Raw genomic sequence first — 19,313 nt, forward strand, 5'->3', positions numbered from 1 at the left:
GTCAGCCTCCCAGAGCTTCCAGCGTCGCTTGCAGGGACGCCGGATCGGTGATGTTGAACGTGTTGAGTTCGCGGTCGATGCGCTTGGCCAGGCCCGACAGGACCTTGCCCGGCCCGCATTCGACGATGTGGGTGACGCCGTCGCGCTTCATGGCCTGGATGGTCTCCACCCAGCGGACCGGATGCCAGGCCTGGCGCACCAGCGCGTCGCGGATGGCGTCCGGATCGGACGGACAGGCGACGTCGACGTTGTTGATCAGGGGAATGGCCGGGGACGCCACGGCCACTCCGGCCAGCGCACGGGCGAGCACGGCGGCGGCCGGCTCCAGCAGGCGCGAATGGAAGGGCGCCGACACCGGCAGGGCCACGGCGCGCTTGGCGCCGGCCGCGCGCGCGCGCTCGCAGGCGCGCTCGACCGCGGCCGTGTGGCCGGCGATCACGACCTGGGCCGGGGCGTTGTAGTTGACGGCCTCGACGACCTGGCCTTCGGCGGCCTGGGCGCAGGCCTGGCGCACGGCCTCGTCGTCCAGCCCCAGGATGGCGGCCATGCCGCCCTCGCCCACCGGCACGGCGGACTGCATGGCCTCGGCCCGCACGCGCACGGTGCGCACCGCGTCGGCCAGGTCCAGGGCGCCGGCGGCCACCAGGGCGGAATATTCGCCCAGGCTGTGGCCGGCCACCAGGGCGGGCGCGGTGCCGCCCGCCTGCCGCCAGGCGCGGTACATCGCGACGGAGCACAGCAGCATGGCCGGCTGGGTATGGGCCGTCAGGTTCAGGGTTTCGGCGGGACCCCGGGCGATCAGGCCGGAGAGGTCCTCGCCCAGCGCCTCGTCGCCGGCCCGCAGCGTGGCCTGGACTCCGGCGTCCTCGGCCCAGGCGTCCATCATGCCGACGGTCTGCGAGCCCTGGCCGGGAAATACGAATGCGATCTTCATGGTGTTGGTCTTCAGATTTTCACGAGGACGGAGCCCCAGGTGAAGCCGCCGCCCACCCCTTGGAGCAGCACGGTCTGACCGGCGCGGATGCGGCCGTCGCGCCAGGCGACGTCCAGCGCCAGCGGCACGCTGGCCGCCGAGGTGTTGGCGTGGCGGTCCAGGGTGACGATGAGCTTTTCCTCGGGCAGGCCGAGCTTGCGGCCGATGAAATTCAGGATGCGGATGTTGGCCTGGTGCGGCACCATCCAGTCGAGCTCGGACACGTCGATGCCGGCCTCGTCGCAGACCTCGTGCGCGGAGCGCGTCAGGGAATTGACGGCCAGCTTGAACACGGCCTGGCCGTCCATGCGCAGGAAGGGGTCGCCCGTGACCTGCCCGCCCACGACGTTGCCGGCGGCGCACAGGATGTGCTGCTGGCGCCCGTCGGCGTTGAGCCGGGCGGCCAGGATGCCGGGTTCGTCGGCGGCGCTGAGGACCACGGCCCCCGCCCCGTCGCCGAACAGCACGCAGGTGCGGCGGTCGTTCCAGTCGAGGATGCCGGAAAAGACTTCGGCGCCGATCACCAGGGCGTGGCGCGCGCGGCCGGCCCGCACGAAGGCGTCCGCGGTGGCCAGCGCGTAGACGAAGCCGCTGCACACGGCCTGGATGTCGAAGGCGGCGGCGCCGCCCACGCCCAGGTTGGCCTGCACCAGGCAGGCGGTGCTGGGGAAGATGAAGTCCGGCGTGGAGGTGGCGACGATGATCAGGTCGAGCTGGTCGGCCGTCAGTCCGGCGTTGTCCAGGGCCGCGCGCGCGGCCGCCGTGGCCAGGGCGCTGGTCTTGGTGCCCGGTTCGGCGATGTGGCGCTGGCGGATGCCGGTGCGTTCCGTGATCCACGCATCGGAGGTCTCGATGCCGCGCGTGGCCAGATCGGCGGCCAGATCATCGTTGCTGACGACGCGTGGGGGCAGATAGCCGCCCGTTCCTGTGATCCTGGCGTAAGGCATATCGATTCCGGAAAAAGAAGGACTAGGCCGTCGGGGCCGGGTCGCCGGCCGCGGGGGCTTGCGGTCGGCCGCGCAGGGCGTCGAGGCGCTGGATGGTGCCTTCGAGGAGGCCGTTGAGCACGGCTTCGCGGGCGCGCTGCAGCGCCTGCCCGTAGGCATAGGCGTCGGCCGAGCCGTGGCTCTTGATGACGATGCCGCGCAGGCCCAGCAGGGCCGCCCCATTGTAGCGGCGATTGTCCACGCGGGCGCGGAAGCGCTGCAGGACGGGCGTGGCCACCAGGCCCGCCGCCATGGTGAAGGGATTGCGGCGGAATTCCTCGCGCATCATGGCGCCGATCATGCGCGCCAGGCCCTCGATGGACTTGAGGACCACGTTGCCGACGAAGCCGTCGCAGACGACCACGTCCACCGTGCCCTTGAAGATGTCGTCGCCCTCGACGTTGCCGTAGAAGTTCAGGCCGCTGCCGCGCAGCAGGTCGGCCGCCTGCTTGACGACCTCGTTGCCCTTGATGAGCTCCTCGCCGATGTTCAGCAGGCCGACGGAGGGCTGCGCGCGGCGGTCCACGGCGGACACCAGCGCGGCCCCCATGAGGCCGAACTGCAGCAGGTGTTCCGCCGTGCAGTCCACGTTGGCCCCCAGGTCCAGCACCGTGGTGGAGCCGCCCTTCTGGTTGGGCAGCGCGGTGGCGATGGCCGGGCGGTCGATGCCGTCCAGCGTCTTCAGCACGTAGCGGGAGATCGCCATCCAGGCGCCGGTGTTGCCGGCCGATACGGCGGCGTCGGCGCGGCCGTCCTTCACGGCCTGGGCCGCCACCCGCATCGAGGAGTCTTTCTTGCGGCGCAGGGCGACTTCCACCGAATCGTGCATGGTGACGACTTCGGAGGCGTGCAGGATCTCGAACTGGCCGGCGGACGCCGCGTTCTGCTGCAGGGCCTGGCGGATCAGGGCCTCGTCGCCGACCAGCAGGCACCGGGTATCAGGATGCGACTGGGCGAAGGCCATCGCCGCCGGCACGGTGACCGGCAAGCCATGGTCGCCGCCCATGCAATCGATGGCGATGGTCGGATTGGAATGGGACATCGGCGCGTGGAAGAACCGGAGCGCGGATGGCTTATTCGTCGTTCTTGGTCTTCAGGACCTTGCGGCCGCGATAGATGCCGTTCGGGCTGATGTGGTGGCGCAGGTGCAGTTCGCCGGTGGTCGGCTCGATGGCCGTGGCGGGAGCCGTGAGGAAATCGTGCGAGCGGTGCATGCCGCGCTTGGACGGGCTCTTTTTGTTTTGCTGGACAGCCATGATGACTCCTGTGATCGGGGCCGCTCATTTTAAGGTAAGCACGAGCCCGTGTGTTGAACGAAAATTCAGTCTTTCCCGAGCCGTTCCAGGACCGCGAACGGCGAGGGCCGCCGGGGCGGTTCCGGCACGTCTCCGTCTCCCGGACACACATCGTGGCGGGGGGCGTAGGGCAGCGCCAGGATCAGCTCGTCCTCGACCAGGCCCAGAACGTCCAGGCGCTGATCGGCCACGAGATATTCGGTCTCGGGGCCGTTGCCTTCGGCTTCGAGCGCGTCCATGGCATCCAGCTGCGCCTGGGTTTCCACCAGGCCCAGCGTGCTGGACACCCGCAGCGTCAGGCTGAAGGCTTCCAGGCAGCGCTGGCAGATGACCCGCACCGGCCCCTCGGCCTCGACATCCAGCCAGGCGAGCCCGGACGGCGCATCAAACCGCCCGCGCACTTGCCAGCGGATTTCGCCGTCCTGGGGTTCAGGCAGATCCTGGCACAGGCGCGTCAATTCCGCAGTACCGATCCTGCCATCCAGGGCCTGCCCGGCCCGTGCGAACCCGGCCGCATCGATGACCATGAAATTTGTTGCTCGGGAAAACTCTAGATGATACCTGATCAGGGGGCATGAGGTCAATGCGCCCGTGTCCGGCGCGCATCGCCCGCCGCATCCTATCCCGGCTCCCCGCCCACGGTAAACTGGCGGGCGTTCACCAGGATTTTCACATGCCGCTCATACTGGCTTCCAGCTCGCCCTACCGCCGCGCCCTGCTGCGGCGGCTGAACCTGCCTTTTTCCGTCCAGTCGCCGGACATCGACGAAAGCCCGCGCCCGGGCGAATCGCCGCTCGACCTGTCGCTGCGCCTGGCGCGCGAAAAGGCCGCCGCGATCGCCGCGCGCCACCCCGACGCCCTGGTGATCGGCTCGGACCAGGTCGCCGTGTTCCAGGGCGAACCCATCGGCAAGCCCGGATCCTTCGAGGCCGCCCGCGACCAGTTGCGCCGCTTCGGCGGCCACGACGTCCTGTTCCACACCGCCCTGTGCGTCACCGACGGACGCCGGCAGCTGCTGGAGCAGGTGCCGACCGAATGCCGCTTCCTGGCCCTGGACGACGCCCGGATCGAATACTACCTGCGCGTCGAGCGGCCTTTCGATACGGCCGGCAGCGCCAAGGCCGAGCAGCTGGGCGTCGCGCTGATGGAACGGATGCGCAGCGACGACCCCACCGCCCTGATCGGCCTGCCCCTGATCGCCCTGTGCCGCATGCTGCGGGCCTTCGGCCTGGAACCCCTGGCCCCCCATCCCGAGATCGAACCATGACCACCCTGCACCTGATCCCCGTCGGCCTGGGCCAGGCGGACCCGGAGCGCTGGCTGCCCCGGACCGCGCGCGAGATCGCCGCCACGTTGCGCTGCTTCATCGCAGAAAACGCGAAATCCGCGCGCGCCTTCCTGAAGCTGATCGGAACCGCCGTGCCGCTGCAGGAGATCGTCATCCACACCCTGAAGCCGGACACGCAGGCGGGTGAAATCCGCGCCTGGCTGGCCGCCGTGCCCGCCGGACAGGATGTCGGCCTGGTATCCGAGGCGGGCTGTCCGGCGGTCGCGGACCCCGGCGCGCTGGTCGTGGCCCAGGCGCATGCCGCCGGCATCCGGGTCGTGCCCTGGACGGGGCCTTCGTCCATCATGCTGGGCCTGATGGCCAGCGGTCTGCAGGGCCAGCGCTTCGCCTTCCACGGCTACGCGCCGGTCAAGGCGCACGAGCGCGACGCCCAGCTGCGCGCCTGGGAATCGGCGTCCCACAAGCAGCGGCAGACCCAGATCCTGATCGAAACCCCCTACCGCAACGCCGCGCTGTTCGAGGCCCTGCTGCGCATCCTGCGCGACACGACCCGGCTGTGTGTCGCCAGCGCATTGACCTGCGATGACGAGGCCATCGCCACGCGCACCATCGCCCAGTGGCGCAAGGCCGGGCCGCCGGACTTCGAACGCAAGCCGACGCTGTTCCTGTACCTGGCGGAGTAAAGGGCCCCCACGCTGCGCAGCCTTTGGCTGCTTGCTGCACCCCGAGGGGGCGCGTTTTGCCTTGGGGCGGCCCGGCGGCAAAACAGGCCGATTACCGCGCCGCGCGCCGGCCGCGCCACCATCCCGGCAGGCGCGCGGCCAGCAGCAGGGCCAGGACCAGGGCGTACAGGCGCGGTTCCAGGAAATCGTTCTTGCCCGCCCGCATCCAGTCGAAATGCAGCGCCGACAGGATGGCGGCCGGATAGACCAGCGCATGCAGGCGCTTCCAGCCGCGTCCCAGCCGCCGCATCCAGCCCTGGGTGGAGGTCGCCGCCAGCGGGATCAGGCACAGCACGGCCAGCGCGCCCACGCCGATGAAATCGCGCCGCCAGAGGTCCGTCCACATCGAGGCGGGCACCCCGCCCCGGTCCCAGACCGCCCAGGCCAGGACGTGCAGCACGGTATAGAAGAAGGCATACAGGCCCAGCTTGCGCCGGTGGCGCAGCAGGCCGGACCAGCCCAGCCGGCGCGCCGGCGTCACCGCCAGGGTGGCCCACAGCAGCGCCAGCGCCCAGAGGCCGGAGGAACGGATCAGGAATTCCTGCGGATTGGCCCCCAGGCCCCCGGTCATGCCCAGCGCGATCCAGCGCAGCAGGGGAAACAGGCCGCAGGCATGGACGCAGGCGCCCAGGACCCATCCGCCGCCCGGCCGCGGCCGGCGCGCGGCGGCGGCCGGGACCGAAGCCGCGGGACGGGCCCCATCCGCGCGCGCGCCCATCAGAAGTTGCGCGCCAGGTCCATGCCCGAATACAGCCCGGCCACCGCCTCGGCGTAGCCGTTGAAGGGCCGGGTGGGCAGGCGGGGCGCGAAGAACCCGGTGCCGATGCGGCGTTCGGTTTCCTGGCTCCAGCGGGGATGCGGCACCGCCGGGTTCACGTTGGCGTAGAAGCCGTATTCCCGGGGCGCGGCGCGCATCCAGCTGGTGACCGGCGGTTCCGCCTGCAGGCGGATGCCGACCAGCGACTTGGCCGACTTGAAGCCGTATTTCCAGGGCACCACCACCCGCAGGGGCGCGCCGTTCTGCGGCGGCAGGGCGCGGCCGTAGACGCCGAAGGCGAGCAGCGCCAGCGGATGCATGGCCTCGTCCAGGCGCAGGCCTTCCACGTAGGGCCAGTCCAGGATGCCGGCCGCCACGCCCGGCATGGCGTCGGGCTGCAGGGCCGTGGTGAACACCACGTAGCGGGCGTCCGCCGTCGGCTCCGCGTGCCGCAGCAGATGGGACAGCGAATAACCGGTCCAGGGGATCACCATGGACCAGGCCTCGACGCAGCGCAGCCGGTAAACGCGCTCCTCCAGGGGCGCCAGCCGCCGCAGGGCATCCAGGTCCAGGGTCAGGGGCTTGCGCACGGCGCCGTCGATCCGGACCGTCCAGGGCTCCAGCCGCATCCGCCCCGCGTATTCGGCCGGATCGCCCTTGCCGACGCCGAACTCGTAGAAATTGTTGTAGGTGGTGATGTCCCGCCAGGCGTTGAGCGGCTCGTCGGTGGACCAGCGGGCGTCGCGCGGCGCGGCCAGGACGGGGCCTTCGGGCCCGTCCGCGGCCCGCGCCAGGCCGGCCGCGCCCAGCGCCAGCGAGCCCAGGGCCGCCTGCCGCAGCCAGCGCCGCCGCCCCAGCCAGACGGGCTCGGGCGTGATTTCGGAAGGCCGGATGCCGATTTCCCAGGGTGCGCGCATGATGATCCACCGGTCGGAAGACAATCCAGTTTAGGCCTCAATCGTGCAGAAAGGTTCCCCGCCCGGCAGCGGATTGCTTTCCGGTCTGAACGCCCCGTTTCGGATGCATGGGCTTGCCAGGCGAGGCCATGCGCCGAAAATCAGCCCGCGCGCGCCCGGATCCAGGCCTGCATGTCCGGCACCGTGGCCGCCAGCGCCGTCGGCCGTGCCGATTCCAGCAGGGACGGCGCATGCGCCCCGTAGGCGACCGCCAGGCTGTCCACCCCGGCGGCCCGCGCCATCAGCACGTCGTGGGTGGTGTCGCCCACCATCAGCACCGACTCCGGATCCAGGTCCAGTTCGGCCAGCAGTTGCAGCAGCATGTCCGGGTCCGGCTTGCCGCGCGCCTCGTCCGCCGTGCGCGTGGCGCGGAACAGGCCCCGCAGATCCAGCCGTTCGATCGAAGCATCCAGGCCGCGCCGGCTCTTGCCCGTGGCCACGCCCAGCACCGCGCCACCCGCATGCAGATCGCGCAACAGCCCCGCCTGGCCTTCGAACAGATGCATTTCGTGCTGCAGCGCCATGAAATGCGCACGATAGCGGTCGACGAACGCATCCGCGCGGTCGGCTCCCAATTCCGGCACCAGGCGGTACAGGGCCGCCTGCAGCGACAGCCCGATCACCCAGCCGGCCTCCTCGCGGGACGGCACGCGCAGTTCCAGGTCGCGGCAGGCGCCCAGCAGCGCCTCGACGATGTGGTACGTGGAATCCAGCAGGGTGCCGTCCCAGTCGAAGATCACGGCGCGATACCGTTTGACCGGCGCGTCGAGGCCCGGAACCGGTGCCGGGTGGATCGCCGTCGGATCGGGGGCGTTCATGGGCGGGCATGCTCCAGTTGATCCAGCAGCGCCCGGCAGGCGGGCGGCAGCGGGGATTCGAAGACCAGGGGCTCGCCGGAAACCGGATGGGGGATTTCCAGCCGGTGCGCATGCAGGAACATGCGCCGGAAGCCCTGGGCGGCCAGGGCGGCGCGGATCGCGTCCGGCCCGTATTTCTCGTCGCCGGCGATCGGATGCCCCTGGGCCGCCAGGTGCACCCGGATCTGGTGGGTGCGCCCGGTGCGCAGTTCGGCCCCCACCAGGGAATAGCGTCCGGCGTAGCGGCGCCGCAGCGTGACGATGGTGTGGGCGGGCTTGCCCAGGGCGTCGACGCGCACCCGGCGCTCGCCGTCCGGGGTCAGGTATTTGAGCAGGGGCAGGCGGATGTGCTGGCGGTCGTTGACCCAGTCGCCCACGACCAGCGCCAGATAGTGCTTGCGCCCCTGGCTCTGGCGCATCATGTCGTGCAGGGCCACCAGGGCCTTGCGGCTGCGCGCCACCATCAGCGCGCCGGACGTTTCCCGGTCCAGGCGGTGCGCCAGTTCCAGCATGCGCTCGTCCGGGCGCGCCGCGCGCAACTGTTCGATCACACCGAAGGCCACGCCGCTGCCGCCGTGCACGGCCACGCCGGCGGGCTTGTCGATCACCAGCAGGTGGGCGTCCTCGTACAGCACCGGAAAGGCGGCCGGCGGCGCCGGCGCCGCGGCGCCGGGGGCGGGCAGGCGCAGCGGCGGGATGCGCACCGTGTCGCCGGGCGCCAGGCGGGTTTCCGCCCGGCAGCGGCCCTTGTTGATCCGGACCTGGCCGTCGCGGATGGCCTTGTAGACGTGGCTCTTGGGCACGCCCTTGCAGATTCTCAGCAGGAAATTGTCCAGCCGCTGCCCTTCGTGCTCGGCCCCCACGACCACCTGGCGGACGGCCGGCGGGACGGCGGACGGATCAACTATTTTGCGCATAGGGAAAAGCGGCATATAATCGCAACAGCCCATAGAGGCTGGAAACCGCCTGGCGTAGAGACGCAATGGATGCATCTCCGTCGGGCAGCAGGGACCCCATTGTACTGCCACACTTCCAGCCTCCAGGTCCTTGGTCGCCGGCTCCGTCCCGGTTCTCTCCCCCGCGCGCTGCCGCCGGGCGCTGGAATCGACGTCAGGCCGCGTGCGACGCCGCAGATTCTGCTCGCTCTTCCGCACCGGACGCGTCCCAAAGCCCGCGTTCGCCGTTCCCAGCAATCATTTCGTCAATCACGCATCGTGCCCTTGACCTTCCTGCTGACAGAACCCCGCGCCTACCGGCGCACCGTGCCCCCTCCCCAGGAGACCGGCGCGGTCTGACCTCGTCAGCGCACCGACCTCCTCGCAGACTGCCGCATCGCACACCGAGTGACCCGTGGCCGTGCGCCGAATCCGGCGCGCCCTGACTACGGAGAAACCCACTCATGAAACGCATGCTGTTCAATGCGACGCACCAAGAAGAACTACGCGTCGCGATTGTCGATGGCCAGAAGCTGATCGATCTGGACATCGAGACCGCCGGGCGCGAGCAGCGCAAAGGCAACATCTACAAGGGCGTCATCACCCGGATCGAACCGGGCTTGGAAGCCTGCTTCGTCAACTACGGGGAAGACCGCCACGGCTTCCTGCCCTTCAAGGAAGTCGCCCGCAGCTACTTCAAGGAAGGCGTGGACGTGCGCAGCGCCCGCATCCAGGACGCCCTGTCCGAAGGCCAGGAACTCATCATCCAGGTCGAAAAGGAAGAGCGCGGCAACAAGGGCGCGGCCCTGACCACCTTCATCTCCCTGGCCGGCCGCTACCTGGTGCTGATGCCCAACAATCCGCGCGGCGGCGGCGTGTCGCGCCGGGTCGAGGGCGAGGACCGCCAGGAACTGCGCGAGACCATGGACCAGCTGGAAATCCCGGCCGGCATGAGCATGATCGCCCGCACCGCCGGCATCGGCCGCGGCGTCGAGGAACTGCAATGGGACCTGAACTACCTGCTGCAGCTCTGGACCGCCATCGATGCCGCCGCCCGCGAGAACAAGGCGCCGATCCTGATCTACCTGGAATCCAGCCTGGTCATCCGCGCCATCCGCGACTATTTCTCGCCTGAAATCGGCGAAATCCTGATCGACACGGACGACATCCACGACCAGGCGACCGCCTTCATGAGCGTGGTCATGCCCGACAACGTCAACCGCGTGAAACGCTACCGCGACGACGTGCCCCTGTTCTCCCGCTTCCAGATCGAACACCAGATCGAGACCGCCTACTCGCGCACGGTCACGCTGCCCTCGGGTGGCGCCATCGTGATCGACCACACCGAAGCCCTGGTGGCGGTGGACGTCAACTCCGCGCGCTCGACGCGCGGCGCCGACATCGAGGAAACCGCCCTGCGCACCAACCAGGAGGCCGCCGACGAAGTCGCCCGCCAGCTGCGCCTGCGCGACCTGGGCGGCCTGATCGTGATCGACTTCATCGACATGGAGGACAGCAAGAACCAGCGCGCCGTCGAACAGCGCCTGCGCGACGCCCTGCATTTCGACCGCGCCCGCGTGCAGATGGGCAAGATCTCCCGCTTCGGCCTGATGGAACTGTCCCGCCAGCGCCTGCGTCCGGCCCTGAACGAAGGCTCGCACGTCACCTGCCCGCGCTGCACCGGCACCGGCGTGATCCGCGACGCCGAATCCAGCGCCCTGCACGTGCTGCGCCTGCTCCAGGAAGAAGCCATGAAGGAAGGCACGGCCGCCCTGCACGCCCAGGTGCCGGTCGACGTCGCCACCTTCCTGCTCAACGAAAAGCGCCGCGACATCAGCCAGATCGAGTCCCGCCTGAAGGTCAACCTGGTCCTGATCCCCAACAAGTCCCTGGAAACCCCGCACCATCACATCGAGCGCCTGCGCCACGACGACCCGCGCCTGGACGAGAACAAGACCAGCTTCGAACTCGCGCAGGAACCCGAGGACAAGCTCGTCTGGCAGCCGAACCAGGCCCAGGAAGCCAAGGCCCGTCCGGAAGCCCTGGTCAAGGGCATCCAGCCCGCGCAGCCGGCCCCGACCCATGTGGAACGCGCGCCTCGCGCGGCCGAAACCGCCGCCGCCCCCGCGGCCGCGGCGCCGGCCGTCCCACAGGGTGGCCTGCTGAAACGCCTGTTCGGCTGGATCACGGGCTCGGCCGCCGAAACCGCCGCCCCCGCCGTGGAACCGGCCGCTCCCGCCCCGTCCCGTGAATCCGGCGACGGCCGCCGGCGCGGCGCAACCGGCCGCAACGGCGGCCGCCGGGGCGAACGCCGCTCGGACGCCCCCCGGGGCGAACGCGCCGGCCGTGCCGAACGCGGTGAACGCACCGAACGCGGTGAACGTCCGGATCGCACCGAGCGCACGGAGCGTGCCGAACGGCCGGAAGGCCGCCCGGCCTCCCGCCGCGAGCGTCCGGTCGCCGACCCCGCCCTGCCGGTCCAGGACGAGGCCGTCGTCGCCACCGAAACCCGGGACGACGCCGCCGAGCCGCGCCGCGGCCGCAACCGTCGCGGCCGCAGCCGCAACCGCCCGGAAGAATCGGCCGTCCAGACCGGCGAAGCGATCGCCGTTCAGGCCGACGAAATGACCGCGGCCCAGGCCGATGACGCGGCGGCCGCCCGGACGGCTCCGGCCCAGGCCGGCGCCAACCCCTACGGCCTGCCCGACGCGCCGCTGGGCATGCACGACGTCGACCAGCAGAACGACGACGACGCGCTCGTCGCCGGCCCGGCCGTGGACGCCGAAACCGACACCGATCTGGACAGCCCGGATCCGGAACGCAAGCGCCGCCGCCGTCGCGGCCGCCGCGGCCGCCGCGGTGGCGATGCCGCCGATACGGCCTCCGTCGAGGACGTCCCGGCCGACAGCGACGCACCGGCCATCGAAACGCACGAAACGCCGCGCTTCGACCCCGAAGTCCTGGCGACCGAAGAACCCGCCGCGGCCGACGCGCCGGCCGCCCTGCCCGCGTCCGCCGACGAAGCGGCCGAGTCCGTGCCTGCCGAAGCCGCGCCCCCGGCCCCCGCGGTCGAGGAACCGCGCACCGAGGCTCCGGCCGAAGCGGCCCCGGCCGCCGCCCCCGCTCCGGCGGCGGAACCCGCTCCCGCGGCGGAACCCGCCGAGGACGAGGCCGAGGCCCGCGCGAACGCCCCGGTCGCGGCTCAGGAAGCGCCCGCCGCCGCCCAGGCCGCGCCGGCGAAGGAAGAAACCGCGCCCGTGGCCGCGGCGCCGACTCCCGTGGCCGTCCCGGCGGCGCCGGACACGTCGTCCCACCGCCCGATCGCCCTGCCCTCGCTGGACGATACCCTGCAGGCCGCCGGCATGCAGATGGTCGAGACCCGGTCCAGCGCGCCCTACGTGCCGCCCGCGCCGCCCAAGCCCCTGGGCCGCGCCCGCAAGCCGGTCGCGGTGGCGCAGGACGAACCGCTGCAGCAGGTGGAAACCTCCAACTGAGGCAACGCCAGGGAAAATGCCCGAAACTCCGGTTTCGGGCATTTTTTTCGACATCGCCAGCCAAGCCATGAGAAACGACCGGGCACCCAGTCTCTTTCGCACCCCCGCCGCGCGGGGCGGACACACGGCATGAGCGCGCTCCAGGACACGCGCCTGCGGCTGGTGATGTTCCTCGTCACCGGCGCCATGTTCATGGAGGTGCTGGACGGCAACATCATCGCCACCGCCCTGCCCGACATGAGCCGTTCGTTCGGCGTCGACGCGGTCCGGCTGAACGTCGCCATCAGCGCCTACCTGCTGGCGCTGGGCGCCTTCATTCCGGTCAGCGGCTGGATGACCGACCGCTACGGCCCGCGCCGGGTATTCGCCGGCGCCATCGCCGGCTTCACGCTGAGCTCCCTGGGCTGCGGCCTGGTTGACAGCCTGGAGGCCTTTGTCGCCCTGCGCGTGCTGCAAGGTGTCAGCGGCGCACTGATGGTACCCGTGGGCCGGCTGCTGGTGCTGCGCTACACACCGCCGGCGCGGCGCATGGTGGCGATGTCCAATCTGGTCTGGCCGGCCCTGGTGGCGCCGGTGATCGCGCCGCCGCTGGGCGGCTTCATCGCCAGTCATCTGCACTGGCACTGGATCTTCTTTCTCAACGTGCCCCTGGGCATCCTGGGCCTGGGTCTGGCGCTGTGGCTGATCCCGACCCTGGAGTCCGCGCCGCGCCAGCCCTTCGACTGGACCGGTTTCATCCTGTGCGGCCTGGGCATCTTCGCATTGCTGGGCGCGCTGGAATGGCTGGCCACTTCGATCAATGCCGCCAGTCTCGCCTTGCTCGCCTGCGGCATCGTCCTGCTCCTGGCCGCGCTGCGGCACCTGCGCCGCGCGGCCACTCCGATGCTGAGCCTGACGCCCATGCGCATCGCCACCTTCCGCGTCGTGATGCTGGGCGGCTCAGCCACGCGGATCGCGATCAGCAGCCTGCCGTTCCTGCTGCCGCTGATGTTCCAGCTCGGCTTCGGCCTGGACGCCTTCCAGGCGGGTTTGCTGCTGTTGGTGGTGTTCGCCGGCAACCTGGGGATGAAGGCGGTGACCACGCCCATTTTGCGCCGTTTCGGCTACCGTCAGGTGATGTTGTGGAACGGGCTGCTGGCGGCCGCCAGCCTGGCCGCCTGTGCGCTGTTGACCCGATCCATGCCGCTGGCCGCGCTGCTGCCGATCCTGTTCATCCACGGCATGGCCCGCTCGATGCAGTTCACCTGCCTGGGCACGCTGGCCTTCGCCGACGTGCCCGAGGGCCGCATGGCCGATGCCAACGGGCTGTTCAACGTCATCACACGGCTGAGCATGGCCGCCGGCATCACGCTGGGCGCCCTGGCGGTCCGGCTGGGCGAAACGCTGGCCGGCGCGCTGGACATCGCCGGAGCGGCGTTTCCCTACCGGGTCGCATTCATGATCGCGGCCGTGACCGCCCTGGCCGGACTGTTCGACACCCTGCGGCTGCCCGACAACGCGGGCGACCATTTCGTGGCGCGGACCTGAGGGGCCGCTTCAGGAGCGGATGGCGGGAGCCCGGCACGGCACGCCGCCACCAAGCGGCCGCCACGGCGGCCGCACCGCCGTCAGGCCGCCTTCACGACCTCGATCGGCTGGCGGGTGAACAGCGCCAGCAGATGGGCCAGCTCGGCCCGCATCTCGCGGCGGTCGACCACGCGGTCGATGGCGCCCTTTTCCAGCAGGAATTCGGCGCGCTGGAAGCCTTCCGGCAGCTTTTCGCGCACGGTCTGCTCGATCACGCGCGGGCCGGCGAAGCCGATCAGGGCGTTGGGCTCGGCCAGGACCACGTCACCCATGAAGGCGAAGGAGGCCGACACCCCGCCCATCGTCGGGTCGGTCAGGACGCTGACGAACGGCAGGCCGGCTTCGGCCAGCTGGTGCAGCATGGCGGTGGTCTTGGCCATCTGCATCAGCGAGAACAGGGATTCCTGCATGCGCGCGCCGCCCGAGGACGACACGCAGACGAAGGGCAGCCGCCGGTCGATGGATTCCCGGACGCCGCGGGCGAAGCGCTCGCCCACCACCGAGCCCATCGAGCCCCCCATGAAGGCGAATTCGAAGCACGCCAGCACCGTCGGCACCGACAGCACCGTGCCGCTCATCACCACCATCGCCTCGGTCTCGCCGGTCTGCTTGACGGCTTCGGCCACGCGTTCCGGGTATTTGCGCGAATCCTTGAATTTCAGCGGGTCCATGGGGCGCGTCTGGGCGCCGATTTCCACGCGGCCCTCCGGGTCCAGCAGCGCGTCGATGCGCGCCCGGGCGCCGATGCGCATGTGGTGGCTGCACTTGGGGCAGACGTTCAGGGTCGCCTGCAGGTCTTCCTTGTACAGGACCGACTCGCAGGACGGGCACTTGACCCACAGGCCTTCGGGCACGCGCTTGGAGGCCGAATCGCCGCTGCGGTTGATACGCGGGGGGAGGATCTTTTCAAACCAGCTCATGGTCAACCTTCTTTCCGGATGGGTTCGATGGCCTGGCGCACCTGGGCCAGCCACTGGGCCGCCGCGCCGATGGCGGCCTGCGGGCCGTCGCGCAGGGACGCTTCCTCGATGATCTGTATGAGTTTGCTGCCGATCACCACGGCGTCGGCATGCCGCGCCACGCGCGCGGCGCTGTCGGCGTCGCGGATGCCGAAGCCCACGCCCACGGGGATGCTGACGTGGCGGCGGATCTCCGCCAGGCGGCGCGCCACGTCGTCGGTGTCCAGGTGGCCGGCGCCGGTCACGCCCTTGAGCGAGACGTAATAGACGTAGCCCCGGGCCAGGCGGGCGACGTCGCGGATGCGCGATTCGACGGAGGTCGGTGCCAGCAGATAAATGGGATCCAGGCCGGCCCGCCCCAGCAGGGCGGCGAATTCGGCGGATTCCTCGGGCGTATAGTCCACGGTCAGCACGCCGTCCACGCCCGCCCGGGCGGCCCGCTGCGCGAAGGCTTCCTGGCCCATGCATTCGATGGGATTGGCGTAGCCCATCAGGACGACCGGCGTTTCGGCGTCCTGGCGGCGGAATTCGGCGACGATGTCCAGCACGGCGTCCAGGCTGACGCCCGCCGCGATGGCGCGTTCGCCGGCCTGCTGGATCACCGGGCCGTCGGCCATGGGGTCGGAGAACGGCACGCCGAGCTCGATCACGTCGGCGCCGGCCGCCGCCAGGGCGTGCATCAGCGCGGGGGTGGACGCCACCAGGGGATCGCCCGCCGTCACGTACGGAATCAGGGCCGCCCGCCCCTCCAGGGAGGCGAAGCGGGCCGCCAGGCGGGCATTCGAAGAAGTCTTGGTCATTCCTGGGCCTTGGATCCTGAGCCTTAGAGCGTGATGCCGCTATATTCGGCCACGGTGTGCATGTCCTTGTCGCCCCGGCCGGACAGGTTGACCAGGATGATCCGGTCGCGCGGCAGGGTCGGGGCGAGCTTCACCGCCTGGGCGATGGCGTGCGAGGACTCCAGGGCGGGCATGATGCCTTCGATGCGGCAGCAGTCGTGGAAGGCGGCCAGGGCTTCCTGGTCGGTGATGCCGACGTACTGCGCGCGCCCGCTGTCGTGCAGCCAGGCGTGTTCCGGCCCGACGCCGGGATAGTCCAGGCCGGCGGACACGGAGTGGGTCTCGGTGATCTGGCCGTGCTCGTCCTGCAGCAGGTAGGTGCGGTTGCCGTGCAGCACCCCGACCACGCCCCGGTTCAGCGAGGCGGCGTGGCGGCCCGTGTCCAGGCCCTCGCCGGCGGCCTCGACGCCGATCAGCCGCACCGACTCGTCCTCGATGTAGGGATGGAAGATGCCGATGGCGTTGGACCCGCCGCCCACGGCGGCGATCACGTAGTCGGGCTGGCGGCCCGCGTCGCGCGGCATCTGCTCGCGGCATTCGCGGCCGATGATGGTCTGGAAGTCGCGCACCATCCGGGGATAGGGATCGGGCCCGGCGACGGTGCCGATGATGTAGAAGGTGTCTTCCACGTTGGTGACCCAGTCGCGCATGGCCTCGTTCAGGGCGTCCTTCAGGGTGCGCGAGCCGGATTCGACGGGCACCACCCGGGCGCCCAGCAGCTTCATGCGGTAGACGTTCGACGCCTGGCGGCGGACGTCCTCGCTGCCCATGTAGACCACGCATTCCATGCCGTAGCGCGCCGCCACGGTGGCCGTGGCCACGCCGTGCTGGCCCGCGCCGGTCTCGGCGATCACGCGCGGCTTGCCCATGCGCCTGGCGAGCAGGGCCTGGCCGATGCAGTTGTTGACCTTGTGGGCACCGGTGTGGTTCAGGTCTTCGCGCTTGAACCAGATCTGCGCGCCGCCCAGTTGCTCGGACCAGCGCCGGGCATGGTAGACCGGGCTGGGCCGGCCGACGAAGTGCTCCAGTTCGTAGGCGAATTCGCGCTGGAATTCGGGGTCGTCTCTGTAGCGCGCATACGCCTCGCGCAGCGCGTCCAGGGCGTGCACGAGCGTTTCGGCGACGAACGAACCGCCGAACTTCCCGAAATGCCCCTGGGCATCCGGCAGGTGATAGGGTTTCAAGTCCAGTCTCGCATCAAAGGCGCCGCCGGAATCCCCGGACGGGCACGGGCCAAACGGGCATTTTAGCAGCCCCGTCCGGCCCGGTGCCCCCCGGCCGCCGCTCCCCGCCCGGGTGGCGGTGCGCGCCGCCCGCCTCGCGGCCCGCTCATTGCCTCCCGGCCTGGACCCCGGGCAGCTCGTTGACGGCGGCCAGCGCCTGGCGGATCTGATCGCCGTCGCGCACCTCGACGGTGAAGACCATGTGCGCCAGCGAGCGGCGGCTGTGGGTCGTGACGCGCACCACCCGCAGCCGCAGGCGCGCGAAGACCTCGGACAGGTCGCGCAGCAGGTTGGGCCGGTCCTGGGCGTGGATGCTCAGGTCCACGGGATACATGGCCTGGCCGGTCTGGCCCCAGGCAACCTCGATGCAGCGTTCCGGGTGGCGCTGCGCCAGGGCCGCCCAGGACGGGCAGTCGCGGCGGTGGATGGACACCCCCCGGCCGCGCGTGACGAAGCCTTCGATGGCGTCGGGCGGCACGGGCCGGCAGCAGCGCGCCAGCTGCGTCATCAGGGAATCGACCCCCACCACCAGCACCCCGCTCTTGCCCGTGCGGGCGACGCTGCCGGCGTCGCTGGCGTAGACGCGGGCCTCGTCGGGTTGCTCGCGGGCCGGCTCGGGCTCGCGCAGGACGTGGTCGATCTGCCGCAGGCTGAATTCTTCCTTGGCCGCCGCGACGTACAGGTCGTCGGCGCGGGCGAAGCCCAGCTGCTGGGCCAGGTGTTCCTGGTTGACGGCGGTGCGGCCCAGGCGCTGCAGCTCTTTTTCGACCAACGCCTGGCCCTGGGCGATGCGCTGCTGCAGCTCGACCGCGTTGAACCAGGCCCGGACCTTGGCGCGCGCGCGCGGGCTGGCCAGGTAGCCCAGCTGGGGGTTGAGCCAGTCGCGCGAGGGGCCGCCGGACTTGGCGGCGGTGATCTCCACGGTCTGCCCCGTGCGCAGGGGCGTGGACAGGGGCACGATCTGGCCGTCGACCCGGGCGCCCCGGCAGCGGTGGCCCAGGTCGGTATGCAGCAGATAGGCGAAGTCCACCGGCGTGGAGCCGGCGGGCAGCTCCAGCACGCGCGCCTGGGGCGTCATGACGTAGATGCGCTCGTCGGGCCGCGCGCCGGGCGCGGGCGAGGCCCCGCCCTCTTCCTTCCAGGACAGCAGCTGCCGCATCCAGGCGATCTTCTGGTCGTATTCCCCGGCGGCGGACACCTGGCCGCCCCGGGCGCCGGCTTCCTTGTAGCGCCAGTGGGCCGCCATCCCGTATTCGGCGAAATGATGCATGTCGCGGGTGCGGATCTGGATCTCGAATGCCCTGCCCCCGGCGTCGGCCACCACGGTGTGCAGGGAGCGGTAGCCGTTGGGCTTGGGACGGGCGATGTAGTCGTCGAACTCCTCGGGCACCGGCGTCCACAGGGCATGCACCAGGGCCAGCGCGGCGTAGCAGGCCCGCTCGTCGTCGACGATGACCCGCAGGGCGCGCAGGTCGAACAGCTGGCGGAATTCCAGGTGCTTGATGCGCATCTTGTTCCAGATGCTGTAGATGTGCTTGGGCCGGCCGCTGATCTCGGCCCGGATGCCGGCTTCGTCCAGCGCCGCCCGCAGGCGCGCCATCACGTCCGCGATGAAGCTCTCGCGCTCGGCGCGCTTTTCCTCGAGCTGGCGGGCGATGGCCTTGTAGGTGTCCGGCTGCAGGAAGCGGAAGGACAGGTCCTCCATTTCCCATTTCAGCTGCCAGATCCCGAGGCGGTTGGCCAGCGGCGTGTACAGCGCCATGGTTTCCCGGGCGAATTCCGGCGGGCAGGGCGTGCGGCTGGCCGCATGCCAGCGCAGCGACTGCAGGCGCGAGGCGAGCCGCATCAGCACGATGCGCAGGTCCGCCGCCATGGCCAGCAGCATCTTGCGCTGCATTTCCTTCTGGTCGGTGCCGGACACGTCGCCGGCCCGGCCCGCGACGGCGCCCAGGCGCAGCAGGGCGCGCACGCCCTGGACCAGGGTGGTGATCTCGGGGCCGAAGGCCTTGCGCAGCGGATCGGCGCGCGACAGCTCGCCCGCCGGCACCGGCTGCACCGCCAGCAAGGCCGCCGCGCGGGTGGCCGCGTCCGAATCCAGGTCGCGCAGGATCAGGACCACGGCGGCGGCGTGCGCGTCCAGGGCCTCGCCGGTGCTGGCCCGCGCGCCGCCCAGGGATTCGCGCACCCAGTCGGCCGCCTGGCGCAGGACCGCCGCGTCCGCGTCGTCCAGCCCGCCGCGGGCGGCCTGGAACCACTCGGGGCCGAAGGGATCTGCGGAAGCGGATTGCGGGGGGACACTCATGACGCCGGACCAGGGAAAACGGAGCCTTCGAACCAGGCCTTCAGACTCGGAGCCTCTATACTACTTGAGTGAGTCCGGACCCGCAGGCACACCCATGACGACCCAGTTGCTGATCATCTGGCATTCCCGCACCGGCGCCGCGCGGCAGATGGCCCGGGCGG

17 protein-coding genes are annotated in these 19,313 nt (G+C 70.8%); 4 read left to right on the forward strand and 13 right to left on the reverse strand.

Going from position 1 to position 19,313, the window contains the following annotated elements:
* Nucleotide 1 precedes the first annotated feature (1 nt).
* The 5 genes from fabD to ACFO27_RS01635 all read right to left on the reverse strand — a co-directional run bounded on the left by fabD (nucleotide 2) and on the right by ACFO27_RS01635 (nucleotide 3,781).
* Complete coding sequence (gene fabD / locus ACFO27_RS01615) at nucleotides 2-934, reverse strand: ACP S-malonyltransferase (RefSeq protein WP_376815716.1); 933 nt, start codon at nucleotides 932-934, stop codon at nucleotides 2-4.
* 11 nt (nucleotides 935-945) lie between these two features.
* The gene (locus tag ACFO27_RS01620) at nucleotides 946-1,920 is read right to left on the reverse strand and encodes a beta-ketoacyl-ACP synthase III (RefSeq protein WP_376815717.1); all 975 of its coding nucleotides are present in this window, start codon (nucleotides 1,918-1,920) and stop codon (nucleotides 946-948) included.
* Nucleotides 1,921-1,942: 22 nt separating this feature from the next.
* Nucleotides 1,943-3,001 (reverse strand): phosphate acyltransferase PlsX, encoded by a 1,059-nt coding sequence (gene plsX, locus ACFO27_RS01625; RefSeq protein WP_376815718.1) that lies wholly within the window; start codon nucleotides 2,999-3,001, stop codon nucleotides 1,943-1,945.
* Between the two features lie 31 nt (nucleotides 3,002-3,032).
* On the reverse strand, nucleotides 3,033-3,215 hold the full coding sequence (gene rpmF, locus ACFO27_RS01630) for a 50S ribosomal protein L32 (protein WP_043680877.1): 183 nt from the start codon (nucleotides 3,213-3,215) through the stop codon (nucleotides 3,033-3,035).
* A gap of 65 nt (nucleotides 3,216-3,280) precedes the next feature.
* Nucleotides 3,281-3,781, reverse strand: a complete 501-nt coding sequence (locus ACFO27_RS01635; RefSeq protein ID WP_376815719.1) for a YceD family protein — start codon at nucleotides 3,779-3,781, stop codon at nucleotides 3,281-3,283.
* Between the two features lie 146 nt (nucleotides 3,782-3,927).
* Between ACFO27_RS01635 and ACFO27_RS01640 the strand changes: the two genes are divergently transcribed.
* On the forward strand, nucleotides 3,928-4,521 hold the full coding sequence (locus ACFO27_RS01640) for a Maf family nucleotide pyrophosphatase (RefSeq protein WP_376815720.1): 594 nt from the start codon (nucleotides 3,928-3,930) through the stop codon (nucleotides 4,519-4,521).
* Entirely contained in the window at nucleotides 4,518-5,225 is a 708-nt protein-coding gene (locus ACFO27_RS01645; protein WP_376815721.1) for an SAM-dependent methyltransferase, read from the forward strand. The genes ACFO27_RS01640 and ACFO27_RS01645 overlap by 4 nt, the downstream gene beginning before the upstream one ends.
* A 91-nt stretch (nucleotides 5,226-5,316) precedes the next feature.
* Here the strand turns inward: ACFO27_RS01645 and ACFO27_RS01650 are convergent, their stop codons facing one another.
* The 4 genes from ACFO27_RS01650 to ACFO27_RS01665 all read right to left on the reverse strand — a co-directional run bounded on the left by ACFO27_RS01650 (nucleotide 5,317) and on the right by ACFO27_RS01665 (nucleotide 8,766).
* The gene (locus tag ACFO27_RS01650; RefSeq protein WP_376815722.1) at nucleotides 5,317-5,982 is read right to left on the reverse strand and encodes a protein-methionine-sulfoxide reductase heme-binding subunit MsrQ; all 666 of its coding nucleotides are present in this window, start codon (nucleotides 5,980-5,982) and stop codon (nucleotides 5,317-5,319) included.
* Entirely contained in the window at nucleotides 5,982-6,944 is a 963-nt protein-coding gene (gene msrP / locus ACFO27_RS01655) for a protein-methionine-sulfoxide reductase catalytic subunit MsrP (protein WP_376816375.1), read from the reverse strand. The genes ACFO27_RS01650 and msrP overlap by 1 nt, the downstream gene beginning before the upstream one ends.
* Before the next feature lie 134 nt (nucleotides 6,945-7,078).
* Nucleotides 7,079-7,795 (reverse strand): HAD-IA family hydrolase, encoded by a 717-nt coding sequence (locus ACFO27_RS01660; protein WP_376815723.1) that lies wholly within the window; start codon nucleotides 7,793-7,795, stop codon nucleotides 7,079-7,081.
* Complete coding sequence (locus tag ACFO27_RS01665) at nucleotides 7,792-8,766, reverse strand: RluA family pseudouridine synthase (RefSeq protein WP_376815724.1); 975 nt, start codon at nucleotides 8,764-8,766, stop codon at nucleotides 7,792-7,794. Before ACFO27_RS01665 ends, ACFO27_RS01660 begins: the two co-directional genes overlap by 4 nt.
* Nucleotides 8,767-9,233: 467 nt before the next feature.
* On the opposite strand from ACFO27_RS01665, the gene ACFO27_RS01670 reads away from it, so the two are divergent.
* Together ACFO27_RS01670 and ACFO27_RS01675 are read left to right on the forward strand one after the other, a co-directional pair.
* Complete coding sequence (locus tag ACFO27_RS01670; RefSeq protein ID WP_376815725.1) at nucleotides 9,234-12,263, forward strand: Rne/Rng family ribonuclease; 3,030 nt, start codon at nucleotides 9,234-9,236, stop codon at nucleotides 12,261-12,263.
* A gap of 129 nt (nucleotides 12,264-12,392) precedes the next feature.
* Nucleotides 12,393-13,790: an MFS transporter gene (locus ACFO27_RS01675; protein ID WP_376815726.1), complete on the forward strand. Its 1,398-nt coding sequence runs from the start codon at nucleotides 12,393-12,395 to the stop codon at nucleotides 13,788-13,790.
* Nucleotides 13,791-13,870: 80 nt separating this feature from the next.
* Here ACFO27_RS01675 and accD read toward each other — a convergent pair whose 3' ends face one another.
* The 4 genes from accD to ACFO27_RS01695 all read right to left on the reverse strand — a co-directional run bounded on the left by accD (nucleotide 13,871) and on the right by ACFO27_RS01695 (nucleotide 19,152).
* Nucleotides 13,871-14,749: an acetyl-CoA carboxylase, carboxyltransferase subunit beta gene (gene accD, locus ACFO27_RS01680; protein ID WP_376815727.1), complete on the reverse strand. Its 879-nt coding sequence runs from the start codon at nucleotides 14,747-14,749 to the stop codon at nucleotides 13,871-13,873.
* Between the two features lie 2 nt (nucleotides 14,750-14,751).
* Nucleotides 14,752-15,588, reverse strand: coding sequence for a tryptophan synthase subunit alpha (gene trpA / locus ACFO27_RS01685; RefSeq protein ID WP_376815728.1), 837 nt, complete (start codon nucleotides 15,586-15,588; stop codon nucleotides 14,752-14,754).
* Nucleotides 15,589-15,611: 23 nt separating this feature from the next.
* Entirely contained in the window at nucleotides 15,612-16,811 is a 1,200-nt protein-coding gene (trpB, locus tag ACFO27_RS01690) for a tryptophan synthase subunit beta (RefSeq protein ID WP_376815729.1), read from the reverse strand.
* A gap of 145 nt (nucleotides 16,812-16,956) precedes the next feature.
* On the reverse strand, nucleotides 16,957-19,152 hold the full coding sequence (locus ACFO27_RS01695) for a RelA/SpoT family protein (RefSeq protein WP_376815730.1): 2,196 nt from the start codon (nucleotides 19,150-19,152) through the stop codon (nucleotides 16,957-16,959).
* Between the last annotated feature and the right edge of the window lie 161 nt (nucleotides 19,153-19,313).

It is taken from the genome of Castellaniella denitrificans (assembly GCF_042653765.1).
Lineage (GTDB): Bacteria > Pseudomonadota > Gammaproteobacteria > Burkholderiales > Burkholderiaceae_B > Castellaniella > Castellaniella denitrificans.

Coding starts and splice junctions, on each gene's coding strand:
- ACFO27_RS01665 (WP_376815724.1), bottom strand. CDS start 8,766: ATGCCGCTTTTCCCTATGCGCAAAATAGTTGATCCGTCCGCCGTCCCG.
- ACFO27_RS01695 (WP_376815730.1), bottom strand. CDS start 19,152: ATGAGTGTCCCCCCGCAATCCGCTTCCGCAGATCCCTTCGGCCCCGAG.
- ACFO27_RS01640 (WP_376815720.1), top strand. CDS start 3,928: ATGCCGCTCATACTGGCTTCCAGCTCGCCCTACCGCCGCGCCCTGCTG.
- ACFO27_RS01670 (WP_376815725.1), top strand. CDS start 9,234: ATGAAACGCATGCTGTTCAATGCGACGCACCAAGAAGAACTACGCGTC.
- ACFO27_RS01620 (WP_376815717.1), bottom strand. CDS start 1,920: ATGCCTTACGCCAGGATCACAGGAACGGGCGGCTATCTGCCCCCACGC.
- plsX (WP_376815718.1), bottom strand. CDS start 3,001: ATGTCCCATTCCAATCCGACCATCGCCATCGATTGCATGGGCGGCGAC.
- rpmF (WP_043680877.1), bottom strand. CDS start 3,215: ATGGCTGTCCAGCAAAACAAAAAGAGCCCGTCCAAGCGCGGCATGCAC.
- trpA (WP_376815728.1), bottom strand. CDS start 15,588: ATGACCAAGACTTCTTCGAATGCCCGCCTGGCGGCCCGCTTCGCCTCC.
- ACFO27_RS01635 (WP_376815719.1), bottom strand. CDS start 3,781: ATGGTCATCGATGCGGCCGGGTTCGCACGGGCCGGGCAGGCCCTGGAT.
- fabD (WP_376815716.1), bottom strand. CDS start 934: ATGAAGATCGCATTCGTATTTCCCGGCCAGGGCTCGCAGACCGTCGGC.
- ACFO27_RS01645 (WP_376815721.1), top strand. CDS start 4,518: ATGACCACCCTGCACCTGATCCCCGTCGGCCTGGGCCAGGCGGACCCG.
- ACFO27_RS01660 (WP_376815723.1), bottom strand. CDS start 7,795: ATGAACGCCCCCGATCCGACGGCGATCCACCCGGCACCGGTTCCGGGC.
- ACFO27_RS01650 (WP_376815722.1), bottom strand. CDS start 5,982: ATGGGCGCGCGCGCGGATGGGGCCCGTCCCGCGGCTTCGGTCCCGGCC.
- ACFO27_RS01675 (WP_376815726.1), top strand. CDS start 12,393: ATGAGCGCGCTCCAGGACACGCGCCTGCGGCTGGTGATGTTCCTCGTC.
- accD (WP_376815727.1), bottom strand. CDS start 14,749: ATGAGCTGGTTTGAAAAGATCCTCCCCCCGCGTATCAACCGCAGCGGC.